Here is a 21,220-nt window from a genome sequence, read left to right on the forward strand (position 1 = left end):
ATAGGTATGCGCTGCTTGCGTTTGAATGATGGCGCGGCACGTTCTATATGCTTTTATAGTTATGATCAGTCGCGAACCGGAGGCGCGACCGGTTGAGTTGGTTGGCCGCTTCGAGGGTGATTGGCACAGGACATGGCATTTTTCGACTTCGGCACGATATTCTTCCTGGTCGCGGCGGTGGTGATCTTCTTCCAGCTGCGCAATGTGCTCGGTCGCCGTACCGGCAACGAGCGTCCGCCGTTCGACCCCTACACAGCTGGCCGTACTCGCGACAAGGATGCCGCCAAGGCTTCGGAGAATGTCGTTTCGCTGCCGCGCAAGCGCGCGCCGGGCGATGCGCCGGCACCCGACGCCTATGCCGATATCGACGCCTTCGCCAAGCCGGACACCGATCTCAACAAGGGCCTGCGCGCCATCAAGGACGCCGATGGAAGCTTTGAGCCGAAGGGTTTTGTCGACGGCGCCAAGATGGCCTACGAAATGATCGTGATGGCCTATGCCGACGGCGATCGCAAAACATTGAAGAACCTCCTGTCGCGCGAGGTCTACGACGGTTTCGTTGCCGCCATCGGCGAACGCGAGGCCAAATCGGAGAAGATCCAGTCCTCTTTCGTCGGCATAGACAAGGCCGATATCGTTTCGGCCGAGATGAAGGGTTCTGAAGCCCACGTGACGCTGCGTATTGTTTCCGAATTGATTTCGGCCACTCGTGACAAGGCCGGCACCGTCATCGATGGCGATCCGGAAACAGTCGCTGAGGTCAAGGACGTATGGACCTTCGCGCGCGACACCCGTTCGCGCGATCCGAACTGGAAGCTTGTCGCCACCGAGGAAGAAGATTGAGCCGCGCAGGTGCCGCTGTCGCCACTCCTTTCGGCGCGATCCTATGATGATCTGCCCGGTTGGGCCGACGACGACCACCTTGCCGCCTTCGAGGCTTTCCGCCGCTCTGCCTTCCACGCTCCGGTAAAACCATATCGCACCGGCTCGCTCGGCATCGATTTCACGGCCTTCCAGCCGGCCTATGAGGCTGCAAGAACGGCAGCGCCGGCGAATGGGGTCGAGGCGCGGAAGTTCTTCGAGCGCCATTTCGCTCCGGCCCATGTTTCCCCCGACAAGGATGCCGGTCTGGTCACAGGCTTTTACGAGCCCGTGGTCGAGGCTTCGCCTGTGCGCAGCGAACGCTATCGCTGGCCGTTGCTGTCGCGCCCGGCAGATCTGATCGACATCGACGATGCCAACCGGCCAGCCGGCATGGACGCTTACCTTGCATTCGCCCGTCAGACGATGGAGGGCCCCGTGGAATATCACGACCGCGCCGCCATCGAACGCGGCGCACTTGCCGGGCAGGGGCTGGAAATCGCCTGGTTCGCCGACAAGGTCGACGTCTTCTTCATTCACGTGCAAGGTGCCGCCAGGCTCGACATGACCGACGGCCGGCAGTTGCGCGTCACCTATGCCGCAAAATCCGGACAGCGGTTCACCGGACCGGGCCGTATTCTGGTCGATACAGGTGAGATTCCGCTGGAAAAGGTGACGATGCAGTCGATCCGCGCCTGGTTCAAAGCGAACCCGGATCGCGTCGACGAGATCCTCTGGCAGAACCGCTCCTTCATCTTTTTCCGGCTGGCGGCAGTGGAAGATCCGGAACTGGGGCCGATCGCGGCGGCGAAAGTGCCGCTCTCGGCTGGTCGTTCCATGGCGGTGGATCGGTTGCTGCACACATTCGGCACGCCTTTCTACATCGACTCGCCGACGCTGACGGCTTTCGACGACAAACCGTTCCGACGATTGATGATCGCGCAGGATACCGGCTCCGCCATCACCGGTTCGGCACGAGGAGATCTGTTTGCTGGTTCCGGCGATGCCGCGGGGGAAATCGCCGGCGTGGTCCGCAACGTGGCCGATTTCTACGCCCTGGTGCCGCGCTCGCTGTTCGATGAGGCGCCAAGATGAGCCGGCGCCGCGACCAAGACCTGTCCGAAGAAGATCGCGTGCTGTGGAACCTCGTTGCGCGATCGGCCAAGCCGCTCAAGGGCAAGCCAGCGCCGGAACTGCCGGATCTGATCGAGCCAAAGCCACCGCAGAAGGAACCGGCGCCTGCCAGCATCGTCACCGTATCGTCCGCCAAGCCGAAGGCGCAGCCGGTGCGCCATACGCTCGACGAACCGACGCTGGACAAGCTGTCCAAGGGACGGCTGCAGATCGAAGGCCGCGTCGATCTGCACGGCATGACGCAGGACGAAGCCTATTCGCTGCTGTTTTCCTTCCTGCATCGCGCCCACGCCAATGGCGTGCGCTATGTGCTGGTCATCACCGGCAAGGGTTCGTCCTCCGGCGGTGACGGTATCCTGAAACGCTCCGTGCCGGCCTGGCTTTCCACACCCGCTTTCCGGATGCTGGTTTCCAGCCACGATCATGCCGCCCGCCATCATGGCGGCGGCGGCGCGCTTTACGTGCGCCTGCGGCGGACACGGCCGTGACCCCGCTCGGTGAACGCATCCGCGTGCTGCGCGAAGAACGCGGGGTGAGCCAGAAGCAGATGGCCGCAGCGATCGGGGTGAGCGCCGCCTACCTGTCAGCACTCGAGCACGGCAAGCGCGGCGTGCCGAGCTGGCCGCTGATCCAGAAGATCATCGGCTATTTCAACATCATCTGGGATGATGCGGAAGACCTGCAGCGGCTGGCCGAGAATTCGCATCCCAAGGTGAAGATCGACACGGCCGGCCTGTCGCCGGCCGCGACCGAGCTTGCCAACCTTCTTGCCGAAAAGATCGGCAGGATAAGCGAGACGGATATCCAGCGCGTGACCGCGCTGCTGCGCGAGATCCCATCCGCGAAATGACGGCGCTCTAGGCCGCCTTGTCGCGCACCTGATAATCCTTGATGGCGGCGAAGCGGATGGCTTTCCAGCGCTCGGCCTCGTAGTTCAACGAAAATTCGTGCTGCGCAAGGAAGACCGGATCGTTGTCGAGGTCGCGGGCGATATCGCCACGATGTGCCTCGACGAAACGCTGCAGGTCGAGCTTGTCGTCGGCGTCGATCCAGCGGCAGATCGAAAACCGCGACATCTCGAAATCGACGGGCAGCGAATATTCGATGTTGAGGCGTTCCTTCAGCACGTCGATCTGCAGCGCGCCGACGACACCGACGATGGCCGGCGAGCCGTCTTCCGGTTGGAACAATTGAACCACACCTTCCTCAGCCATCTGCTGCAGGGCTTCCTTCAGCTTCTTGGCTTTCATGGCATCGCCGAGGCGAACGCGGCGCAGGATTTCCGGCGCGAAATTGGGCACGCCGCGAAACAGGATGTCCTCGCCTTCGGTCAGCGTGTCGCCGATGCGCAGCGTACCGTGGTTGGGGATGCCGACAACGTCGCCGGCATAGGCTTCGTCGGCGGTGATGCGCGAGCGTGCGAAGAAGAACTGCGGCGCGCTCAGCGACATCGGCTTGCCGGTGCGCACGAGTTTCGCCTTCATGCCACGCTGCAACGTGCCGGAGCAGACGCGGACGAAAGCGATGCGGTCGCGATGGTTGGGATCCATATTGGCCTGGATCTTGAAGACGAACGACGTCATCTTCTGCTCCGTCGCCTCCACCTTGCGGGTATCGGCTTCCTGGGCCCGCGGCGCCGGGCCGAAGGCGCCGAGCGCCTCGATCAGGTCGCGCACGCCGAAATTGCGCAGCGCTGAGCCAAAATAGACCGGGGTGAGATGGCCCTGGCGGAAGGCATCAAGATCGAATGGCCGGCATGCCTCTCGCGCGAGTTCCAGTTCCTCGATGAAGGCGGGACGATCATTGTCGGGCAGCAGGCCTGCAGCGCGGTTGGAATCCGGCCCGTGCACGGGTGTGCGCTCGACCTCCTCGTCGTGACGGCGCACGGCGTTTTCAGCCAGGTGATAGGTGCCGGCAAAGGTCTTGCCCTGGCCGATCGGCCAGGTGATCGGTGCGGTGTCGAGCGCCAGCTTCTGTTCGATCTCGTCGAGGATTTCGAACGTGTCGCGCGCCTCGCGGTCCATCTTGTTGACGAAGGTGATGATCGGGATATCGCGCAGGCGGCACACCTCGAACAGCTTCAGCGTGCGCGGCTCGATACCCTTGGCGGCGTCGATGACCATGACGGCCGAGTCCACAGCCGAGAGCGTGCGATAGGTATCGTCGGCGAAGTCTTCGTGACCAGGCGTGTCGAGCAGGTTGAAGACGTTGTCGCCATATTCGAAAGTCATTACCGAGGTGACGACGGAAATGCCGCGTTCGCGCTCGATCTTCATCCAGTCCGAGCGGGTCTGGATGCGGTCCTTCTTGGCCTTGACCTCTCCGGCAAGTTGGATCGCGCCGCCGAACAGCAGCAGCTTTTCGGTCAACGTGGTCTTGCCGGCGTCCGGGTGCGCGATGATCGCGAAAGTGCGGCGGCGGGCAACCGCCTTCTCGATGGTTTCGGTCATTTTCCAGGAATTCCGTTCGTTGCGCCGGCTTCTAGCAGCGACAAACCCGCCTGTCGAACGGAAACGCGGCCTTAAAGCACCGCCAGCAGCTCGCCATAGGTCGGCCCTAGCGTCCTCAGTGCGGCAGCAGCGCGCTCATCATCTCCAACCACCAGCGAATGCTGCAACGAGCCAATCAGGCGGGCTTGACTGGCCATGATGCGCGCTGCCTCCTCATGCCCGATGCGCGCAAGGCATGCCGCGGCATCGTTGGCGCGACGCGCGCCGACCCGGACTGCGAAATGGATGAGATGGGCGCGCAGGCTTTCGTCGCAGCCACGGCCAACCAATCCAGCCAATGCTTCAGCCGCGGCGCCATTTCCAAGGCTGCCCTCGGGCATGCCCGACACACCTGCCATGGAGAGCCAGCGGTGCGCCGCTGGAATGGAGGCGCTTATGGCGTCACGTTCGGAAACCTCCCGCTGTCTGACAAAGCCTGTGCGCATCGTGTAGGGCGTTCCGTAGCTCAATGTCTTGGCAGACCAGGCGGCCATGAAATCCGCCAGCGGCAACGTGGCATAGGGATAGCCTTGCGGGTCGTGCATCAGTACCCTTTCGCCGTCCAGTTCCAGCACCACGACATAGTGGTCGGCCTCGATCGGACCGGACATGCCCGGCTGATGTCTGAGATGCCCCATCTCGACCGGACCGACCCAGACCGGACCGTCGACAAGCGCAGCCTTGAGCCGGAGCAGGGCCTCTTCCGCCGTGCCGCCTTTGACCGCCTCGGATGTCCAGCCAAGCGCGGCAAGCGTGTCTTCGAAGCTGAGCTCGGGGTCCCAGCCATAGGGGTCGAAAAAGGGCAGCTTGCCGCCGATCAATTGCATGCCGAAAGGGCTCGACGTGGCGAACTCTATCACCGCTGTCGAGGGCGCCGCCGCGCCGAACATCATGGTGAAGGCGTTGGCATAGCAATAGGGGCCGGAGCCGGTATAGGAAATGTGCATGGCTGAGAGCTTCCTTCAGAAATTGACCGGATAGGCGATGTCGAAATCGGCGCCGCCGCTGCCGGCATAGATTTCATACGGGCTGTCAATGGCGATCAGGCCTTGCCTATCGATCCAGGCTTCGAGTGCGTCGTAGATGGAAAGCACCAGCGGGAAGTTCTGATGGTCCGCAGGCACCGGAACGAACGCTTCGCGGCGGGCCGGCAACAGGCGGATCACCAGGTCGCCCACCGGTTCGACCGGACCCGCACAGGCAATCGCGACCTCGACCGGACCTTCATTGTCGCGCGTGGTGAGATCGTGGTGGTGGACACTCATCGGCCCATCATGGGCAAGGCCCGAAGCGGCAAGATGCGCGCGGATGTCTGCTTCCGCCTCCGCCATGTAAGCGTCGAGATCGACTACGGTCACCATTCGTCGCCGGCTGACGATCTTGGTGGCGGCAACATCGCGCAGCGCGATCGAGAGCGGTGGGGTTGGGGCATCAGTCTGGCACGCCATCGCCTCGACCAGTTCCACATGACCGGCAAGGCGTTCGCTTTGCGCTTCCAGCCATGTACGCAATTCGATTGCACGCGCCGGGGGTGACAGTTCCAGCAAGGCCGCGATACGTGCCACCGGCAGACCGAGCTGGCGTAGCCTCGCAATCAGCCGCGCGCGCGGCGCCTGCTCCGCCGCATAATAGCGGTAGCCGGTCTGCGGATCGACATGGGCCGGCACAAGCAGACCCTGCTCGGCGTAGAGCCGCAGCGCTTTGGGTGAAAGCCGGGTGGCCGCGCTGAAGCGACCGGCGAGCAGATGAAACCGTGTCATGGCGCCTGTCTAAGGCCTGCCCCAAGGGCGAGGTCAAGCGACCGAATGGCGCTGTCCTGTCGGTCGCTTTTTTCGGGCCTTAGAGTGCGAGATCGAATCCGCTCGTGGCCAGAATCTCGCCATTGACGATCAGTTCGACGCGGTGATGGCCGGCATGGTGCTTGCGAGTGGTGAAGTCGCGCACGACCTGGCTGATGGAAAGCTCTGCCCTTGCCGATGGCGCCAGTTCGATTTCCTTGAGCTTGAACACCTTCTTCGAAGCCGATCCCGCCTTCTTCACATAGTGGACAGCATAATCGATCACGAGCTTCTGGCTGCTGCTTGCCGTGGAGGCAATCCGCGCATCGAGCGTGATGCGCTCGCCGAGGTGAATCCTTGCCGGCTTCACCGCGAAATGTTCGACGCTTACCTGCGGCGTGCCTGTGCTGCCGATAAGGTGGAGGGCCCGCGCATCACCTTTCTTGACCAGTGTGCGCAGCGCATGTTTGACGATCCAGGCGGTGTGGGCGTTTTGCATGTCCCAGTCGCCAACGCGCTCAATGACCTTGTCCGGATTGTCCTTGGTGATGTCGTTGAGATGGTTGGCCACTGACTTGCGAACATAGAGGCTGGTGTCGCTCTTAAGCGTTTCAAGGATCGGTGCCGTTGGCGAGGGATCGGCGATCAGGGTTTTCAGGTTGAACGACCACGGCAGACGTGGCCGCGAGCCTTCGCTGGCCAGCCGCCTCACATGTTCGTTGTCATCTTCCGCCCAGTTCACCATCACGGCCAGCGTGCGTTCGAAGTCGCGCAGCAGAAAATGACGGATGGCGAACTCGGCCGAGCCGTAGCGGGTGAAACTGTGCAACGCCCGCATGGAAAGGTCGAAGTGCTCCTGCCCGTAAAGCGCGACGAATTCCGGCAGGACGATCGAAGCGAAGCCATGATTGATGCGTGGAGCGAGTGCATGAAGGACTTCCAGCGCCTCGCCGTAGTTGGTCGGCAGGGTTGCCTGGAAACTGACAGCGGTCTGGCGCAGCCGCTGCATGATGCCGAGGGCGTCGAGATTGTCGGTCGCAAGCAGCAGGAAGCGCTCGGCATCGAAGCCCGGTGCGATCGCCGCGGTCTCACTTGCGAATCGGCCAAGCCGTGCGCGATCGAAGATTTCCTTCAGCGCCGGCGCTGCCTGTGCTTCTGTCATGCCTGTTTGCCTCGGCTTCCGAACCATCCGCTCCTAATCTGAATTGCGGTGGTACGCCATTAAGCCTGCTGACACGTAATGGCAGGAGAACCTCTGGCGATCCGGAAACTTACCGCGTCTTTTCGCGCAGCAGCGCAACGATGGCGGCCGCCGTTTCCTCGATCGAGCGGCGGCTGACATCGATGGTCGGCCAGCCATGACGCCCGCAGAGCTGGCGGGCATAGGTCAGCTCCTCATTGATCGCGGCGCGATCGACATAGGCGGTGGAATCGAAGCCGGTGGTCGAACCCAGCAGGCGGTTCTGCCTGACATGCGAAATGCGCTCGGCTGTCGCCACAAGGCCAATCACCAGAGGGGTTTTGGCTTCGATCAACGCCTGGGGCACCGGGACGCCAAGCACGATCGGTATGTTGGCTGTCTTGATGCCGCGATTGGCCAGATAGATCGAGGTCGGCGTTTTCGATGTGCGGGAAATGCCGATCAGCACGACATCGGCCTGTTCCATGTCGAGCGGCAACTGCCCGTCGTCATGCTCCATTGTGAAGTTCAACGCGTCAATGCGGCGGAAATATTCAGCGTCCAGCACATGCTGGGCACCGACGCGCCGGCCCGCCGGTGTACCGAGGTAGGATTGGAACACCGAAAGCACCGGCTCCAGCACCGACACGCAAGGCAGACCCATGGTCGCACAACGCTCATCGATACGGTGGGCAAGCGCCTGATCCACGACCGTATAGAGCACGATGCCCGGTTCCTCCTCGATATCGTCGAACACCTTCATCAGCTGCTTGTCGGTGCGGATGAGCGGATAGATGTGCTCGATGGCGCGCGCATCCTTGTATTGCGCCGAAGCCGCGCGGCCGGCAGCCAGCAAGGTCTCTCCAGTGGCGTCGGAAATCAGGTGCAGGTGAAAGAAGCTTTGCGGTTTGTTCACAAGGGCTCGCGCGATGCTGTGGGTGAGTGTGGAAAAGTTGGGACCAATCCGGCGGGTGTGCAAAAGCGACTGTATCAGATGGCCGCTTGTCCACAATTGATGTCGCTGTCAGCTTTTTTCGCCGGCTGGGGACAAATCTGGGGAGGACGGAATCTGACCGGATGCCGCTCACAGCCGAGACAAAAGATCGCGACAGTCAGCGCTTTGATTCCAAATATGGATTCTGGTTTTCCCCACTGTTCCCAAAGCCGCGATGAAAAGCGCGCGACATTATGGAGACTGGCGTTCCGGCGCCCGATGATGGACAGCTCGGCATCCCCGATTCAAACAGACTCGTAGAATCAGAAGATTCTTTAAGAATCCTTTTTAGTTATAAATAGGCTTTCGAAAGCGGGCTCATGACTGCCAAACGGACTGTGCTGGAAGTGCTGAAAGGGGAGACGGTTTCACCGCCTCCACTATGGATGATGCGCCAGGCTGGCCGTTATCTGCCTGAGTATCGAGAAACCAGGAAACGAGCGGGCAGCTTTCTCGATCTCTGCTACAATCCGGACCTCGCGGTCGAAGTGACATTGCAACCGATTGAGCGCTTTGGTTTCGATGCCTCGATCCTGTTCTCCGATATCCTGGTGGTGCCGCATGCACTTGGCCGCGATCTGCGCTTCGAGGAAGGCTGCGGGCCGCTTCTGACGCCGATCCAGGCCAATGAGATCGATGCGTTGAACACAGAGATGTTTCACGTGAATCTGGCGCCGGTTTACGAGACAGTGCGCCAACTGCGCCGAAAACTGCCGGATGAAACCACGCTGATTGGCTTCTGCGGGGCGCCCTGGACCGTGGCGACCTATATGATCGCTGGCCACGGCACACCGGATCAGGCGCCAGCAAGGCTGTTTGCCTATCGCGAGCCGGAAGCCTTCAGGAGGCTCTTGAAGACGCTGGCCGATCAGTCGGCAACCTACCTCATCCGCCAGATCGAGGCCGGGGCGGATGTCGTGCAGATATTCGATTCCTGGTCGGGAGTTCTGGATGAGACATCGTTCCAGGCCTTCTGCGTGGAGCCGGTGGCCGAAATCGTGCGGCAGGTGCATGCCGCGCACCCCGGGGTCCCGGTCATCGGCTTTCCCAAGGGCGCAGGCGCCAACTACGCCTCCTATCGCTCCAGGACCGGTATATCAGGCCTCGGGCTTGATTGGACCGTGCCGTTGACCGCTGCCAAGGCGCTGCAGAAGGGCGGTGCCGTGCAAGGCAATCTGGACCCTTTGCGCCTCGTTGCCGGCGGACGGGCTCTCGAGGAAGGTGTCGATGTCATTCTCGATGCGCTGAGCGACGGGCCGCTGATCTTCAATCTTGGCCACGGCATCACGCCGGAGACGCCGATCGCGCATGTCGAGGCGATGGTGAAGCAGGTGAGGAGCCGCCGATGACCGATACCAACAATGCAGCCAGCGGTGGGCAAGCCTTGCGGCGGGCGGCGATCGCGATCGCCGTCTTCCTGTTTCTGACGGCGCTGCTTTACCTGGTGGCTCCGGAGGACTTCTATCCCTGGGCCAAGGCTGTCCACGTGATTGCAGTGATTTCCTGGATGGCCGGCATGCTCTATCTGCCAAGGCTGTTCGTCTATCACGCCGAAACCGAGCGCGGCTCCCAGCAGTCGGAGACCTTCAAGGTGATGGAGCGGCGCCTGCTGCGCGGCATTATCAATCCGGCGATGGTAATCAGCTGGGCTTTCGGTCTGTGGCTGGCTTGGAAGGGCTTCGGCTTCCAGGGTGGCTGGCTGCACGCCAAGCTTGCCGCCGTTGTCGCGCTGTCGGCCGTGCATGGCTATCTATCGGCTGCCGTGCGTAAATTCGCCGAAGATCGCAATGAAAAACCGGCCAGGCACTGGCGGATGGTCAACGAGATCCCCACATTGCTGATGATCATCATTGTTGTGCTGGTGATCGTAAAGCCGTTCTAAGCGGCGAAAGCGAGGCGGAACCTGTGATTTCGCGCCTTGCTCTTTGTTTGGTGTGACGGTAAAAGACGGGTCTCTCCTCGTCACGCGCCCCATTCAGTTTCCTACCTTTCGGTCGCGTTCGGCTTTTTCTCTCGCCGGCCCATTTTCCCATTTTTACACTTAGGCTCCTCTCATGCAGGAAATGAAACTCCAAGAATTCAAGAACAAGAAACCGACCGATCTGATCGCGTTTGCCGAATCGCTCGAGGTCGAGAACGCCAGCGTGATGCGCAAGCAGGAGCTGATGTTCGCGATCCTCAAGAAGCTGGCTGCGCAGGATATCGAGATCATCGGTGACGGCGTCGTCGAGGTTCTGCAGGACGGCTTCGGCTTTCTGCGTTCGGCCAACGCCAACTATCTTCCGGGTCCGGACGATATCTACATCTCGCCCTCTCAGATCCGCCGCTTCTCGCTGAAGACCGGCGATACGGTCGAGGGACCGATCCGCAGTCCGAAGGAAGGCGAGCGCTATTTCGCGCTGCTCAAGGTCAACACCATCAATTTCGACGACCCGGAGAAGATCCGGCACAAGATCCATTTCGACAATCTGACCCCGCTCTATCCCAATGAGCGGCTGAAGATGGAGATCGAAGTGCCGTCCAAGGATCTGTCGGCGCGTGTCATCGATCTGGTGGCGCCGATCGGCAAAGGCCAACGCGCGCTGATCGTGGCGCCGCCGCGCACCGGTAAGACGGTGCTGCTGCAGAACATCGCGCATTCGATCACCGCCAACCACCCGGAATGCTATCTGATCGTGCTTCTGATTGACGAACGTCCGGAAGAAGTGACGGATATGCAGCGCTCGGTGAAGGGCGAGGTGGTGTCGTCGACATTCGACGAGCCGGCCGCCCGCCACGTGCAGGTCGCTGAAATGGTCATCGAGAAGGCCAAGCGCCTGGTCGAGCATGGCCGTGACGTCGTTATCCTGCTCGATTCGATCACGCGCCTCGGCCGCGCCTACAACACCGTTGTGCCGTCATCCGGCAAGGTGTTGACCGGTGGTGTTGATGCCAATGCCCTGCAGCGCCCGAAGCGCTTCTTCGGTGCCGCCCGCAACATCGAAGAAGGCGGTTCGCTGACCATCATTGCGACCGCGCTGATCGATACCGGCAGCCGCATGGACGAAGTCATCTTCGAAGAGTTCAAGGGTACCGGCAATTCGGAAATGCACCTCGACCGCAAAGTGGCCGACAAGCGCATCTATCCGGCCATGGATATCCTCAAGTCCGGCACGCGTAAGGAAGACCTGCTGGTCGCACGGCAGGACCTGCAGAAGATCTTCGTGTTGCGCCGTATCCTCGCGCCGATGGGCACGACCGACGCGATCGAGTTCCTCATCGACAAGCTGAAGCAGACGAAGACCAACGGCGACTTCTTCGATTCGATGAACACCTGACCGGTCTGTCTCCAAGGAGATCGATACAGCTAAAAAGGCGTGCCCGAACAAGGCGCGCCTTTTCGTTTCTGGTGACTAGGCACCACTTCGGGACCGCCCATTAAGACGAAATCTACTAACATATTGTATTTATTATACTTCTATAGGCCTTACCGGAGAAACGAGACATCAATCCGTTTTCGGGCGTAGAAGGCGCTGCAGTTCGTCTGGTTCCGTGACGGCGGGCAGACAGGTCTGAGCCGTGCAGAGATAGGCACCGGCCTTGTCCGTCGGAGGAACCACGTCGCCGGGCAAGGATGGTGCCGAGCCGCCGAGTGGAACGACGATATCGATCCGACGGATGTCGGGATTTCGATTCGCCACCGCAACGAGGTTTGCCTGGTCTGGATTTTCCACAATAACCAGCTTCAACGGTTCCAGCACCAGCGCGCAGGAATTGACGGTGCCGACCTGGCCGTAGGTCTGCTGACTCGTTCGGCCCATGGCGTGTTCAGCTACCGAGAGCGCTTTTTCATGGAGCGCGAGATCGCCAGTTGCGGTTGCGAGCCGCGCCAAGGCTTCGATGATCTGTCCGGTCGCGGACGGTATGGCTTCGTCGACATCACCCCGGATGCGGACCGGAACGTCATTGCTGTCCGCGGCGGAAAGGAAGTAGCCGGCATGGTCCGCATCGCCATGCCAGCGGCCGAGTTGCTCGGTCAGTTCCTTGGCGGTGCCGATATAGTTGGTGTCGCCTGTTGCTTCGAACAGCGCCACGGCGGCGGTGATCATGGCGCCATAGTCGCTGGACAAGGCAGGGAACAGCTTCTTGTCGCCAAGGATGGAGTGCGGCAGGCGGCCGCCTTCAGCGGCGGCAAGGATGCCGGCAAAGGCCTTGGCAGCCTGATCGATCCAGTCGTCTCGCCCAAAGCTTCGACCGCATTCGGCCAGCGCTGTGATGAGCAGCCCGTTCCAGTCGGCCAATACCTTGTCGTCCCGTCCCGGGCGGATACGCCGGGCCCGCTCGGCGAGGAGCTTTGCCTTCAAGTCGGCTACGGTTGAATGGTTGGCGACTTCTCGTTCACGCTGTTCGTCGTTCTGCCGCAGTATCGGCTTGCCTTCCCAGTTGGCTGGAGCGGCCAAACCGTAATGATCGGCAAAGGCAGGGAGGTCGGTCTCAAGAGCCTTGGCAAGCTCCTGGTCGTTCCAGGTGTAGAAAAGACCCTCTTCGCCGTCGCTGTCTGCGTCCAAGGAGGAAGCGAACGCTCCGTGTTCGGTGCGCATCTCACGGGAAAGCCACGCGATCGTTTCTTCGATTCGTATCCGGAACAGTTCGTCGCCGGTTGCTGAATAGGCCCAGTTAGCCATCCGCAGAAGCTGGGCGTTGTCGTAAAGCATCTTCTCGAAATGTGGCACGGTCCATTCGGCATCCGTGGAGTAGCGGCAGAGGCCGCCACCGACATGATCGTAGATGCCCCCGGCAAGCATCTTTCGCAGAGATAACAAAACGGCGTCGCGATGGGTCGTATTGCCGGTTTGCAGCCAGGAAAGCCAAAGTGTCGTCATGAAGGGCGCGTTCGGGAATTTTGGAGCGCCTTTCAAACCGCCGTCATTCCAGTCAATCATACCCTCGATGCCGTCTGCGAGACGCTGGAGGGTCTGCCGGCTGAGGACACCTTTGGGCTGTGTGGCCGACAGCCGGGCGGCAACATGCGTGAGGAGCCCGCCGGCGCTCTGGGTCAGGCTGTCCCGCTTTTCCCGCCACGCCTTGTCGACGGCCTCCAGTACCTGCATGAAACCCGGCCGGCCATAACGCGAGTGTGGTGGAAAGTAGGTCCCGCCCCAGAAGGGCTGACCATCAGGCGTCAGAAACATGGTCAGCGGCCAGCCTCCCTGTTCTCCCATGGCCGAAAGGGAGGCCATGTAGATCTGGTCGATATCCGGACGCTCTTCCCGATCCACCTTGATGTTGACGAAGAACCGGTTCATGACGCCGGCGATTTCGTCGTTTTCGAAGCTTTCATGCGCCATGACATGGCACCAATGGCAGGCGGCATAACCGACGGAAAGCAGGATCGGACGATCCAGCGTGCGCGCTTCGTCCAGGGCAGCCTGGGACCAGGCGCGCCAGTACACAGGGTTCTGCGCATGTTGGCGCAGATAGGGGCTTGTTTCGTCGGCGAGCAGGTTTTTCTGCGGTAAGGTCACGGTTCCAGCCTGTTATCGTCCCTAGAAGGTTAGGGCGTTTCGAAGAGCGAACAATGAGATTCTCGGATTCGATCGTTGCGTTGTCGAGCGGAAAGCTGCCGGCCGGAGTTGCTGTTGTCCGGCTTTCCGGTTCAAAGACTCGATTCGCTATCGAAACGATATCGGAAACGTCGGTGCCTGAGCGTGAGGTGGCGTTGCGCCGGTTGAAGCAGGCCGATGGATCGTTGATCGATACTGGTCTGGTGATCTTTTTTGCAGGACCGGCGAGTTTTACCGGTGAGGATGTCGCCGAGTTTCAGGTGCACGGCGGCAGAGCCGTGGTGTCGGCCCTACTGCAGACACTGACGTCCATCGACGGAATCCGCCATGCCGAGCCTGGTGAATTCACACGGCGAGCTTTCCTGAATGGCAAGCTCGATCTGGTCGAAACCGAAGCCCTTGCCGACCTCATCAACGCCGAAACGGAATCGCAGCGCCGTTTTGCGTTGCTCAACGCCGGGGGTGCGCAGAGTGAACTCTATGACGCCTGGCGCCGACGGCTTGTTCACGCCCGCGCGATGATCGAGGCCGAGATCGATTTCGCGGACGAAGACGATATTCCCGGCTCGGTCTCGGACACGGTCTGGTCTGATATGCGCAGGCTTTCCAACGAGATCGCTGAGCATATTGCCGGATTTCATGCGGGTGAGATCATTCGCGAGGGCTTCGACGTGGTGATCCTCGGTGCGCCCAATGCCGGAAAGTCAAGCTTGTTCAACGCTTTGGCCAGACGGGAAGCCGCCATCGTCAGCGACGAGCCCGGTACGACACGAGATTTGCTTGAGGTCGCGCTGGACTTGCACGGCCTTAAGGTCCGGCTGACCGATACGGCGGGGTTGAGGGAACATGCCGGAACCGTTGAAGGCATCGGCATCGAGCGAGCCAGGAAGCGCGCCGAGAATGCGGACCTGGTGGCGGTGCTGCACGACATGACCGCTACGGTACCGGACATCGAGTTGCCGACGAGGTCGCGTGTGCTCCGCATTGGAACGAAGGCCGACTTGGTTTCTGGAAGAAAGAAGAATCGTCCGGAATTCGATGTCGTTCTCTCTGCGAAGACGGGTGAAGGGGTTACCCAGCTTCTCGAGAAGCTGGGCGAGTTGGCGGAAGAGGCTGCGGGCGCAGCAGGGAGTCTGCTGCCGTCGCGACTTCGGCACGTGGAATTGCTGAATGAGGGTAACGCGTTTATCGAGCAAGCACTTGGACAGGACGATCTTGAGCTTCAGGCGGAAGATCTGCGATTGGCTGGAGAACGTCTTGGCCGAATCGTTGGCGTTGTCGATGTCGAAGATCTGCTGGACGTCATCTTCTCGCAATTCTGCATCGGGAAGTGATTCACGTGAAACAGTTGCCGTCGTAGACGAAAGCGCGACTCACGTGAAACGCACGTGGGCGATGACTCACGTGAAACAATGGGCGGGTGGTATCCTGCAACCGAAACGTGTTTCACGTGAAACGTTCGGTTTTTCTTGACAGGAATCGTTCGGAAGAACATGACAGCGCAAGCGAAACTCCAGGAGCATAAGCAATGATCAGCAGCTACGACGTTGTCGTGGTTGGAGGCGGCCATGCCGGTTGCGAGGCGGCCAGTGCGGCGGCACGCGCCGGTGCGCGCTGCGCCTTGGTCACGCTGCGCTTCGACACCATTGGCGTAATGTCATGCAATCCGGCGATTGGCGGCTTGGGCAAAGGTCATCTCGTTCGGGAGATTGATGCGATGGATGGCCTGATGGGCCGCGTCGCAGACGCCGGGGGCATACAGTTTCGCTTGCTCAACCGCCGCAAAGGTCCCGCAGTGCGCGGACCACGAACGCAGGCCGACCGAAAACTGTATCGGCTGGCCATGCAGGATGCCATTCAGGCTCAGTCCAATCTGGATGTCATCGAAGGTGAGGTTTTCGACCTGGAAGTCGAGGACAACGTCGTTTCAGCGGTAGTACTGGCGGACGGTCGTCGGCTGTCTTGCGGTGCCGCGGTGTTGACCACCGGCACGTTCCTGCGTGGATTAATCCATATCGGCGACCGCAAGATCGTTGCTGGGAGGATGAACGAGCAGGCTTCCGTTGGCCTCTCCGCAACCATGGAACGCATTGGGTTCAAGCTTGGGCGTTTGAAAACAGGCACGCCGCCCAGGCTGGATGGACGAACGATTGACTGGAAAATCCTGGAAAGCCAGGCCGCGGACGAGAACCCGGTGCCTTTTTCTCTGATGACGGATCGTATCCGCAATCCACAGATCGATTGCGGCATTACACGCACGACCCCAGAATCACATGCCGTCATTCGCGCCAATCTCAATCGCTCTGCCATGTATTCCGGGGAGATCGAAGGTGTCGGGCCGCGCTATTGCCCCTCCATCGAGGACAAGATCGTCAAATTCGGCGATCGCGAAGGACACCAGATTTTTCTGGAGCCGGAAGGTCTCGACGATCCTACGGTTTATCCGAATGGGATTTCGACATCCCTGCCGGAAGATGCACAACTCGAATTGCTCAAGACAATTCCGGGTCTGGAGCGCGCGACAATGCTGCAGCCGGGTTACGCCATCGAATATGATCACGTTGATCCGCGTGAGTTGCACCAGTCGCTCGAGACCCGAAAGGTCCAGGGGTTGTTTCTTGCCGGTCAGATCAATGGCACGACGGGTTATGAAGAGGCAGGGGCGCAGGGGCTTGTCGCAGGTTTGAACGCTGCGCGTCGCGCCGGGGGCCGCAGCCAGGTCGTGCTCAGCCGGACCGAAGCCTATATCGGCGTTATGATCGATGATCTGACGAGCCGAGGCATCGCGGAACCTTATCGGATGTTCACATCGCGCGCGGAGTTCCGGCTGTCATTGCGTGCCGACAATGCCGATGAACGTCTGACGGGCAAAGCGATCGAGCTTGGTATTGTGTCGGCGGACCGCTCTCGTCGCTTCGAGGAGATCAGGACGCGAATCGATCGCGCACGTGAATTGGCCAAACAGATCCGGTTCACACCGAACGAAGCCGCCAGCCATGGCCTGGAGATCAACAAGGACGGTGTCCGGCGTTCAGCCTACGACCTGCTGGCGTATCCGGATGTGGACGTTGCCTGGCTGGCGAAGATCGATTCGCAATTCGCCGGCATCGACGCCAAGACGGCGGAAGCTCTCGAAATCGAAGCGAAGTATTCCGTCTATTTGGATCGCCAGAAGACGGACGCCGAACAACTGCGTCGCGAGGAAAACCGGCTGATCCCGGCCCAACTGGATTTTGGCGGTGTCTCCGGGCTCTCCAATGAGCTCAAGCAGAAGATGCGGGATCGCAAGCCGCGGTCGATCGCCGAGGCGCAGCGTATGGAGGGCATGACGCCCGCGGCTCTGGCTGTGATTGTCGCCCATATCCGAAATGCGGAAATTGCCGAGAAAGGTGCCGCGTGAGCGCTGCATCTTATGAAAGCTTGCGGGAGGCCGCGGGGGACGTTTCACGTGAAACGTTTGCGGCGCTCGAAGCTTTTGAAGCACATTTCCTGAAGTGGAACAGAAGCATCAATCTCGTTGCGGCATCCACCGAAAACGATGTCTGGCAACGCCATATCCTGGACAGCGCGCAGCTCGCCAAGATCGAACCGATCGCCAAACATTGGGTCGACATAGGCTCCGGAGGCGGATTTCCGGGATTGGTTATGGCGTTTTTGCTTGGCGAGCGCGGCGGTTCGATCTCTCTCGTCGAAAGCAATCGCAAGAAAACCGGCTTTCTGCAGGCCACGGTCGGACAGTTTCGATTGCCCGCGCGAATCATCGCCAAGCGTATCGAGGACTCATACTCATTTGTGGGCGCGCCGGAGATCGTCACCGCCCGCGCCTTGGCTTCATTGACCGATCTCCTGGCCCTTACGGAGCCCTGGTTGGCGGCTGGTGCCCGGGCTTTGTTCCACAAAGGCAGGGATTATCAGCGGGAAATAAAAGAAAGCTCTCTCCGCTGGCGCTTCGATCTGCTAGAACATCCAAGCACCGTCGACCCACAAGGGGTTGTGCTTGAGCTGCGCAATGTTCGCAGAATTTGATTCAACGCGTGATGCTAGCGAAATGAATTTGTGGCGGAAAACCATGACCACCACCGGACCAAGGATCATTACCGTTGCCAACCAGAAGGGTGGCGTCGGCAAGACGACCACCGCCATAAATTTGGCGACGGCGCTCGCGGCGATCGGCGAGCGCGTACTCATCGTTGACCTTGACCCACAGGGCAATGCCAGCACGGGGCTCGGCATCGACCGCCGGGATCGCACCGTTTCTTCCTACGACGTCCTCACCGGTCAGCTCGATCTGGAAGCCGCGGCAATGCCTACGGCTGTGCCGGGTCTGTCGATCGTGCCTTCGACGCTCGACCTGCTTGGCATCGAGATGGAGATCGCCTCGGCACCAGATCGCGTGCTGCGCCTGCGCAACGCGATCCACGCTTCCGATCAGTACAGCTATGTGCTGATCGATTGCCCACCTTCGCTCAATCTGCTGACGCTGAACTCGATGGCGGCCGCCGATTCCGTGCTGGTTCCACTGCAATGCGAATTCTTCGCGCTGGAAGGCCTCAGCCAGTTGCTCGAGACGGTCGAGCAAGTACGCGGCTCGATCAACCCGAATTTAAGCATCCAGGGCATCGTGCTCACCATGTTCGACGGCCGCAACAACCTCGCCAACCAGGTCGTGCAGGATGTGCGCGCCTATATGGGCGACAAGGTCTATGAGACGGTCATCCCGCGCAATGTGCGGGTTTCCGAAGCGCCATCCTACGGCAAGCCGGCGATTCTCTACGATCTCAAATGCTCCGGCAGCCAGGCCTATCTGCAACTGGCTTCGGAAGTGATTCGCCGCGAGCGCCAGTTGCGGGCCGCGTAAGATTCGATACGTTACCGAAACGACGATCTGGAAGACCTGAGATGAACGACGATCCTTCGAGAAAGCGGCTGGGGCGAGGGCTTGCGGCACTGATCGGTGAAATCGACCGACCGGCGGCGGCCACCGAACAGCAGCGTCCGGCGGCGGACGGCAAAGTGCCGATCGAGTTCATTTCTCCGAACCCGCGCAATCCGCGACGCCATTTCGGCGATGCCGAGCTGACGGACCTGTCTCAGTCGATTCGCGAACATGGGGTGGTCCAGCCTGTGGTGGTGCGGTCGTCGCCAACACAGCAGGGGCGCTATGAAATCATCGCCGGCGAGCGGCGCTGGCGGGCCGCGCAACGCGCTGGCCTGATCGAGATTCCGGTGATCGTGCGGGAGGTCAATGATCGAACGGCGCTGGAGCTGGCGATCATTGAAAACGTTCAGCGTGCTGACCTCAACGCGGTTGAAGAAGCACTCGGCTATCAGCAGCTGATCGATGATCACGGCTACAGTCAGGCCGATCTCGGCCAAGTCATCGGCAAGAGCCGCAGCCATGTTGCAAACACGCTGCGTCTTTTGAAGCTGCCGGACGTCATTCGCGACATGCTGGTGGATGGTTCATTGTCGGCGGGCCATGCGCGCACATTGGTCACCGCACAGGATCCGGCGGGGCTTGCCAAGCGCATCGTGGAAGAGGGGCTTTCCGTTCGTCAGGCTGAAGCGCTCGCGCAGATGCCGGTCCATGCGCAGCGTGAGGCCAAGCTTTCGACACCCGCTGAGAAGGATCCGGATACGCTGGCGCTGGAAAAGCTCCTGTCCGATGTCACCGGCATGAAAGTGGCGATCGCGCACAAGAGCGGTGGCGGCGAATTGCGAGTGTCGTATCGCTCGCTCGATCAGCTCGATGATCTCTGCCGGCGGCTGAAACAGACCTGAGCCTTCGAGCGGCATATATCAGTTAATTCGTTCTAAGCCATTGTAAAACAAAAGTTTTAACGCAAGGCAGGTTTTGTTTAGCGTCGTTGCGCCAGTCTCGCGCTTTCCACGGCGATGCCGAGCAAAGCCTGCCGAGCGATCGGCTCGGCGAGATCGGACCGCCGCCGTGTCTGCAGGACAGCGGCTTGAAGTCGTGCAAGTGCCCGGCTCAAGGCTTCGGAATTCCAGCGTTCCAGCGCAGTCTCGATCAAGCGTCGGCGGGTAAAGAAAACCGGCGGCTTGTGCGCGGCAACGACTGCGGCCGCGTTGCGACCGCCGCCGGCATCCACGGCACCGCGCATCGCATGCAGAGCCTGGAATTGGCGCATTGCGGCAGCCAGCGCCAGGAAAGGCTGGCCGCCGGCCTGGCATTGCAGGGTAAAGGCCGTATCGAAGTCGTCCAGCCTGCCGGCCAGCACCGCGTCGACCGCATCGTCAAAGGATTGACCGGAGACATCTCCGGTAAGAACACGCACGTCCTCCAGCGTGATTTCACCGCGACCATGGGCATAAAGCGCCAGCTTCTCGACCTCGCCGCGCGAGGCGAGGCGGTCGCCGCCGAGGTTGCGGCGCAAGGCCTGGCGCGCCTCCAGCGTCATCGTCATGCCGGCCTTGCCGAGTTCGTCGTCGATGACGGTTTCGATGTCGCGCGCATCGTCTGCATAACAGGGCAGCGCCATCGCGCCGCTTGCGGCCTCGACGGTTGCGCGCAACCCGACACCCTTCTTCAGATCCCCGGCCTCGATCAGAACAACGGCATCGCGCGGGGGCTCGGCCAGCAAGGCCTTGACGTCATCCGCGAGGTTCTTCTGGGCACCGGCGTTGCGCAGCCACAGCAGACGACGATCGGAAAACATCGGCACGGTGCGCGCTTCATCGAGCAGACGGCCCTGGTCGCGGTCGGCATCGCCGGCATCCAGCTTCACCACGGAAAAGGGATCGTCGAGCGGCAGTCCGGTGCGCGCCGCATAAGCACGCGCTCGTTCTGCCACCAGTCCGCGGTCCGGGCCATAGATCAGCACCAGCCACGTGCCGGTGTCCGGCCGGGCCAGCCACGAATCGACTTCTGAGGCTTTTTTCTGTGCCATGCTGGTCCTCTAGCACGATGCGGTACTCAAAGCATGTCGCGCAAAAATACGCAGTGGGTTTGTGATCCCGGCATGCGCGAAATCACGGAAGCAATGTGCGGCATCGAATCTGACAGATCGTGACGCGCATTCGGGATCGCTCAAGGCACTTGCGGCAGCATTCGGAATGGAAATTACGACAAGCAATCCCATTTGTTGCCGCAAGGGGCATGGATGAGACGGGATATTACGCGCGTTTCCTGCAACATTGCGCCGCCGCCGGAGCCTCGTGCGCCGCGCAGGGAGAGGCAAACGCGGTGGAGGTACTTTGACGCTGCTTCGGCGTCGAAGATA

Annotated in this window: 19 protein-coding genes; 12 read left to right on the forward strand and 7 right to left on the reverse strand. The window is 60.8% G+C overall.

Going from position 1 to position 21,220, the window contains the following annotated elements:
• Positions 1-132: 132 nt before the first annotated feature.
• From ACFWXH_RS17040 to ACFWXH_RS17055, 4 genes are read left to right on the forward strand one after another with little or no spacing between them, the layout of a single operon-like run.
• Positions 133-843, forward strand: coding sequence for a Tim44/TimA family putative adaptor protein (locus tag ACFWXH_RS17040; protein WP_054311927.1), 711 nt, complete (start codon positions 133-135; stop codon positions 841-843).
• A 9-nt stretch (positions 844-852) separates the two neighbouring features.
• Positions 853-1,956: a murein transglycosylase A gene (locus tag ACFWXH_RS17045; RefSeq protein WP_379122153.1), complete on the forward strand. Its 1,104-nt coding sequence runs from the start codon at positions 853-855 to the stop codon at positions 1,954-1,956.
• Positions 1,953-2,483, forward strand: a complete 531-nt coding sequence (locus ACFWXH_RS17050) for a Smr/MutS family protein (protein WP_379122155.1) — start codon at positions 1,953-1,955, stop codon at positions 2,481-2,483. Before ACFWXH_RS17045 ends, ACFWXH_RS17050 begins: the two co-directional genes overlap by 4 nt.
• Complete coding sequence (locus tag ACFWXH_RS17055; RefSeq protein ID WP_379122157.1) at positions 2,480-2,845, forward strand: helix-turn-helix domain-containing protein; 366 nt, start codon at positions 2,480-2,482, stop codon at positions 2,843-2,845. The genes ACFWXH_RS17050 and ACFWXH_RS17055 overlap by 4 nt, the downstream gene beginning before the upstream one ends.
• Before the next feature lie 7 nt (positions 2,846-2,852).
• Here the strand turns inward: ACFWXH_RS17055 and ACFWXH_RS17060 are convergent, their stop codons facing one another.
• The 5 genes from ACFWXH_RS17060 to ACFWXH_RS17080 form a co-directional block, all read right to left on the reverse strand.
• On the reverse strand, positions 2,853-4,445 hold the full coding sequence (locus ACFWXH_RS17060; RefSeq protein WP_379122159.1) for a peptide chain release factor 3: 1,593 nt from the start codon (positions 4,443-4,445) through the stop codon (positions 2,853-2,855).
• 71 nt (positions 4,446-4,516) lie between these two features.
• Entirely contained in the window at positions 4,517-5,431 is a 915-nt protein-coding gene (locus ACFWXH_RS17065; protein ID WP_379122161.1) for a hypothetical protein, read from the reverse strand.
• 15 nt (positions 5,432-5,446) lie between these two features.
• Entirely contained in the window at positions 5,447-6,244 is a 798-nt protein-coding gene (locus ACFWXH_RS17070; RefSeq protein ID WP_379122163.1) for a MerR family transcriptional regulator, read from the reverse strand.
• Between the two features lie 79 nt (positions 6,245-6,323).
• Positions 6,324-7,424 (reverse strand): DNA alkylation repair protein, encoded by a 1,101-nt coding sequence (locus ACFWXH_RS17075; protein ID WP_379122165.1) that lies wholly within the window; start codon positions 7,422-7,424, stop codon positions 6,324-6,326.
• Between the two features lie 109 nt (positions 7,425-7,533).
• Positions 7,534-8,358 carry a pyruvate, water dikinase regulatory protein gene (locus ACFWXH_RS17080; protein WP_054311935.1) on the reverse strand — a complete coding sequence of 275 codons (825 nt, stop codon included), beginning with the start codon at positions 8,356-8,358 and terminating at the stop codon, positions 7,534-7,536.
• 398 nt (positions 8,359-8,756) lie between these two features.
• Here ACFWXH_RS17080 and hemE point away from each other — a divergent pair, with 398 nt between their 5' ends.
• From hemE to rho, 3 genes are all read left to right on the forward strand, one after another.
• The gene (gene hemE, locus ACFWXH_RS17085; RefSeq protein ID WP_379122167.1) at positions 8,757-9,785 is read left to right on the forward strand and encodes a uroporphyrinogen decarboxylase; all 1,029 of its coding nucleotides are present in this window, start codon (positions 8,757-8,759) and stop codon (positions 9,783-9,785) included.
• Positions 9,782-10,318: a protoporphyrinogen oxidase HemJ gene (gene hemJ / locus ACFWXH_RS17090; RefSeq protein ID WP_054311937.1), complete on the forward strand. Its 537-nt coding sequence runs from the start codon at positions 9,782-9,784 to the stop codon at positions 10,316-10,318. The genes hemE and hemJ overlap by 4 nt, the downstream gene beginning before the upstream one ends.
• 172 nt (positions 10,319-10,490) lie before the next feature.
• Positions 10,491-11,753: a transcription termination factor Rho gene (gene rho, locus ACFWXH_RS17095; protein WP_152979904.1), complete on the forward strand. Its 1,263-nt coding sequence runs from the start codon at positions 10,491-10,493 to the stop codon at positions 11,751-11,753.
• 168 nt (positions 11,754-11,921) lie between these two features.
• Here rho and ACFWXH_RS17100 read toward each other — a convergent pair whose 3' ends face one another.
• Positions 11,922-13,940: a thioredoxin domain-containing protein gene (locus ACFWXH_RS17100; RefSeq protein ID WP_379122173.1), complete on the reverse strand. Its 2,019-nt coding sequence runs from the start codon at positions 13,938-13,940 to the stop codon at positions 11,922-11,924.
• A gap of 53 nt (positions 13,941-13,993) precedes the next feature.
• Here ACFWXH_RS17100 and mnmE point away from each other — a divergent pair, with 53 nt between their 5' ends.
• The 5 genes from mnmE to ACFWXH_RS17125 all read left to right on the forward strand — a co-directional run bounded on the left by mnmE (position 13,994) and on the right by ACFWXH_RS17125 (position 19,760).
• Positions 13,994-15,313, forward strand: coding sequence for a tRNA uridine-5-carboxymethylaminomethyl(34) synthesis GTPase MnmE (gene mnmE / locus ACFWXH_RS17105; protein WP_379122249.1), 1,320 nt, complete (start codon positions 13,994-13,996; stop codon positions 15,311-15,313).
• 194 nt (positions 15,314-15,507) lie between these two features.
• Positions 15,508-17,379: a tRNA uridine-5-carboxymethylaminomethyl(34) synthesis enzyme MnmG gene (gene mnmG / locus ACFWXH_RS17110; protein ID WP_379122175.1), complete on the forward strand. Its 1,872-nt coding sequence runs from the start codon at positions 15,508-15,510 to the stop codon at positions 17,377-17,379.
• Complete coding sequence (rsmG, locus tag ACFWXH_RS17115; RefSeq protein ID WP_379122177.1) at positions 17,376-18,005, forward strand: 16S rRNA (guanine(527)-N(7))-methyltransferase RsmG; 630 nt, start codon at positions 17,376-17,378, stop codon at positions 18,003-18,005. The genes mnmG and rsmG overlap by 4 nt, the downstream gene beginning before the upstream one ends.
• Before the next feature lie 43 nt (positions 18,006-18,048).
• Positions 18,049-18,837: a ParA family protein gene (locus ACFWXH_RS17120; protein ID WP_054311942.1), complete on the forward strand. Its 789-nt coding sequence runs from the start codon at positions 18,049-18,051 to the stop codon at positions 18,835-18,837.
• 41 nt (positions 18,838-18,878) lie between these two features.
• Positions 18,879-19,760, forward strand: a complete 882-nt coding sequence (locus tag ACFWXH_RS17125) for a ParB/RepB/Spo0J family partition protein (RefSeq protein ID WP_379122179.1) — start codon at positions 18,879-18,881, stop codon at positions 19,758-19,760.
• Between the two features lie 77 nt (positions 19,761-19,837).
• Here the strand turns inward: ACFWXH_RS17125 and holA are convergent, their stop codons facing one another.
• Positions 19,838-20,887, reverse strand: a complete 1,050-nt coding sequence (gene holA, locus ACFWXH_RS17130; protein WP_379122181.1) for a DNA polymerase III subunit delta — start codon at positions 20,885-20,887, stop codon at positions 19,838-19,840.
• Positions 20,888-21,220: the final 333 nt, after the last annotated feature.

The sequence above is a fragment of the Mesorhizobium sp. NPDC059054 genome (genome assembly GCF_042739215.1).
In the GTDB taxonomy this organism is placed as follows: Bacteria; Pseudomonadota; Alphaproteobacteria; order Rhizobiales; family Rhizobiaceae; genus Mesorhizobium.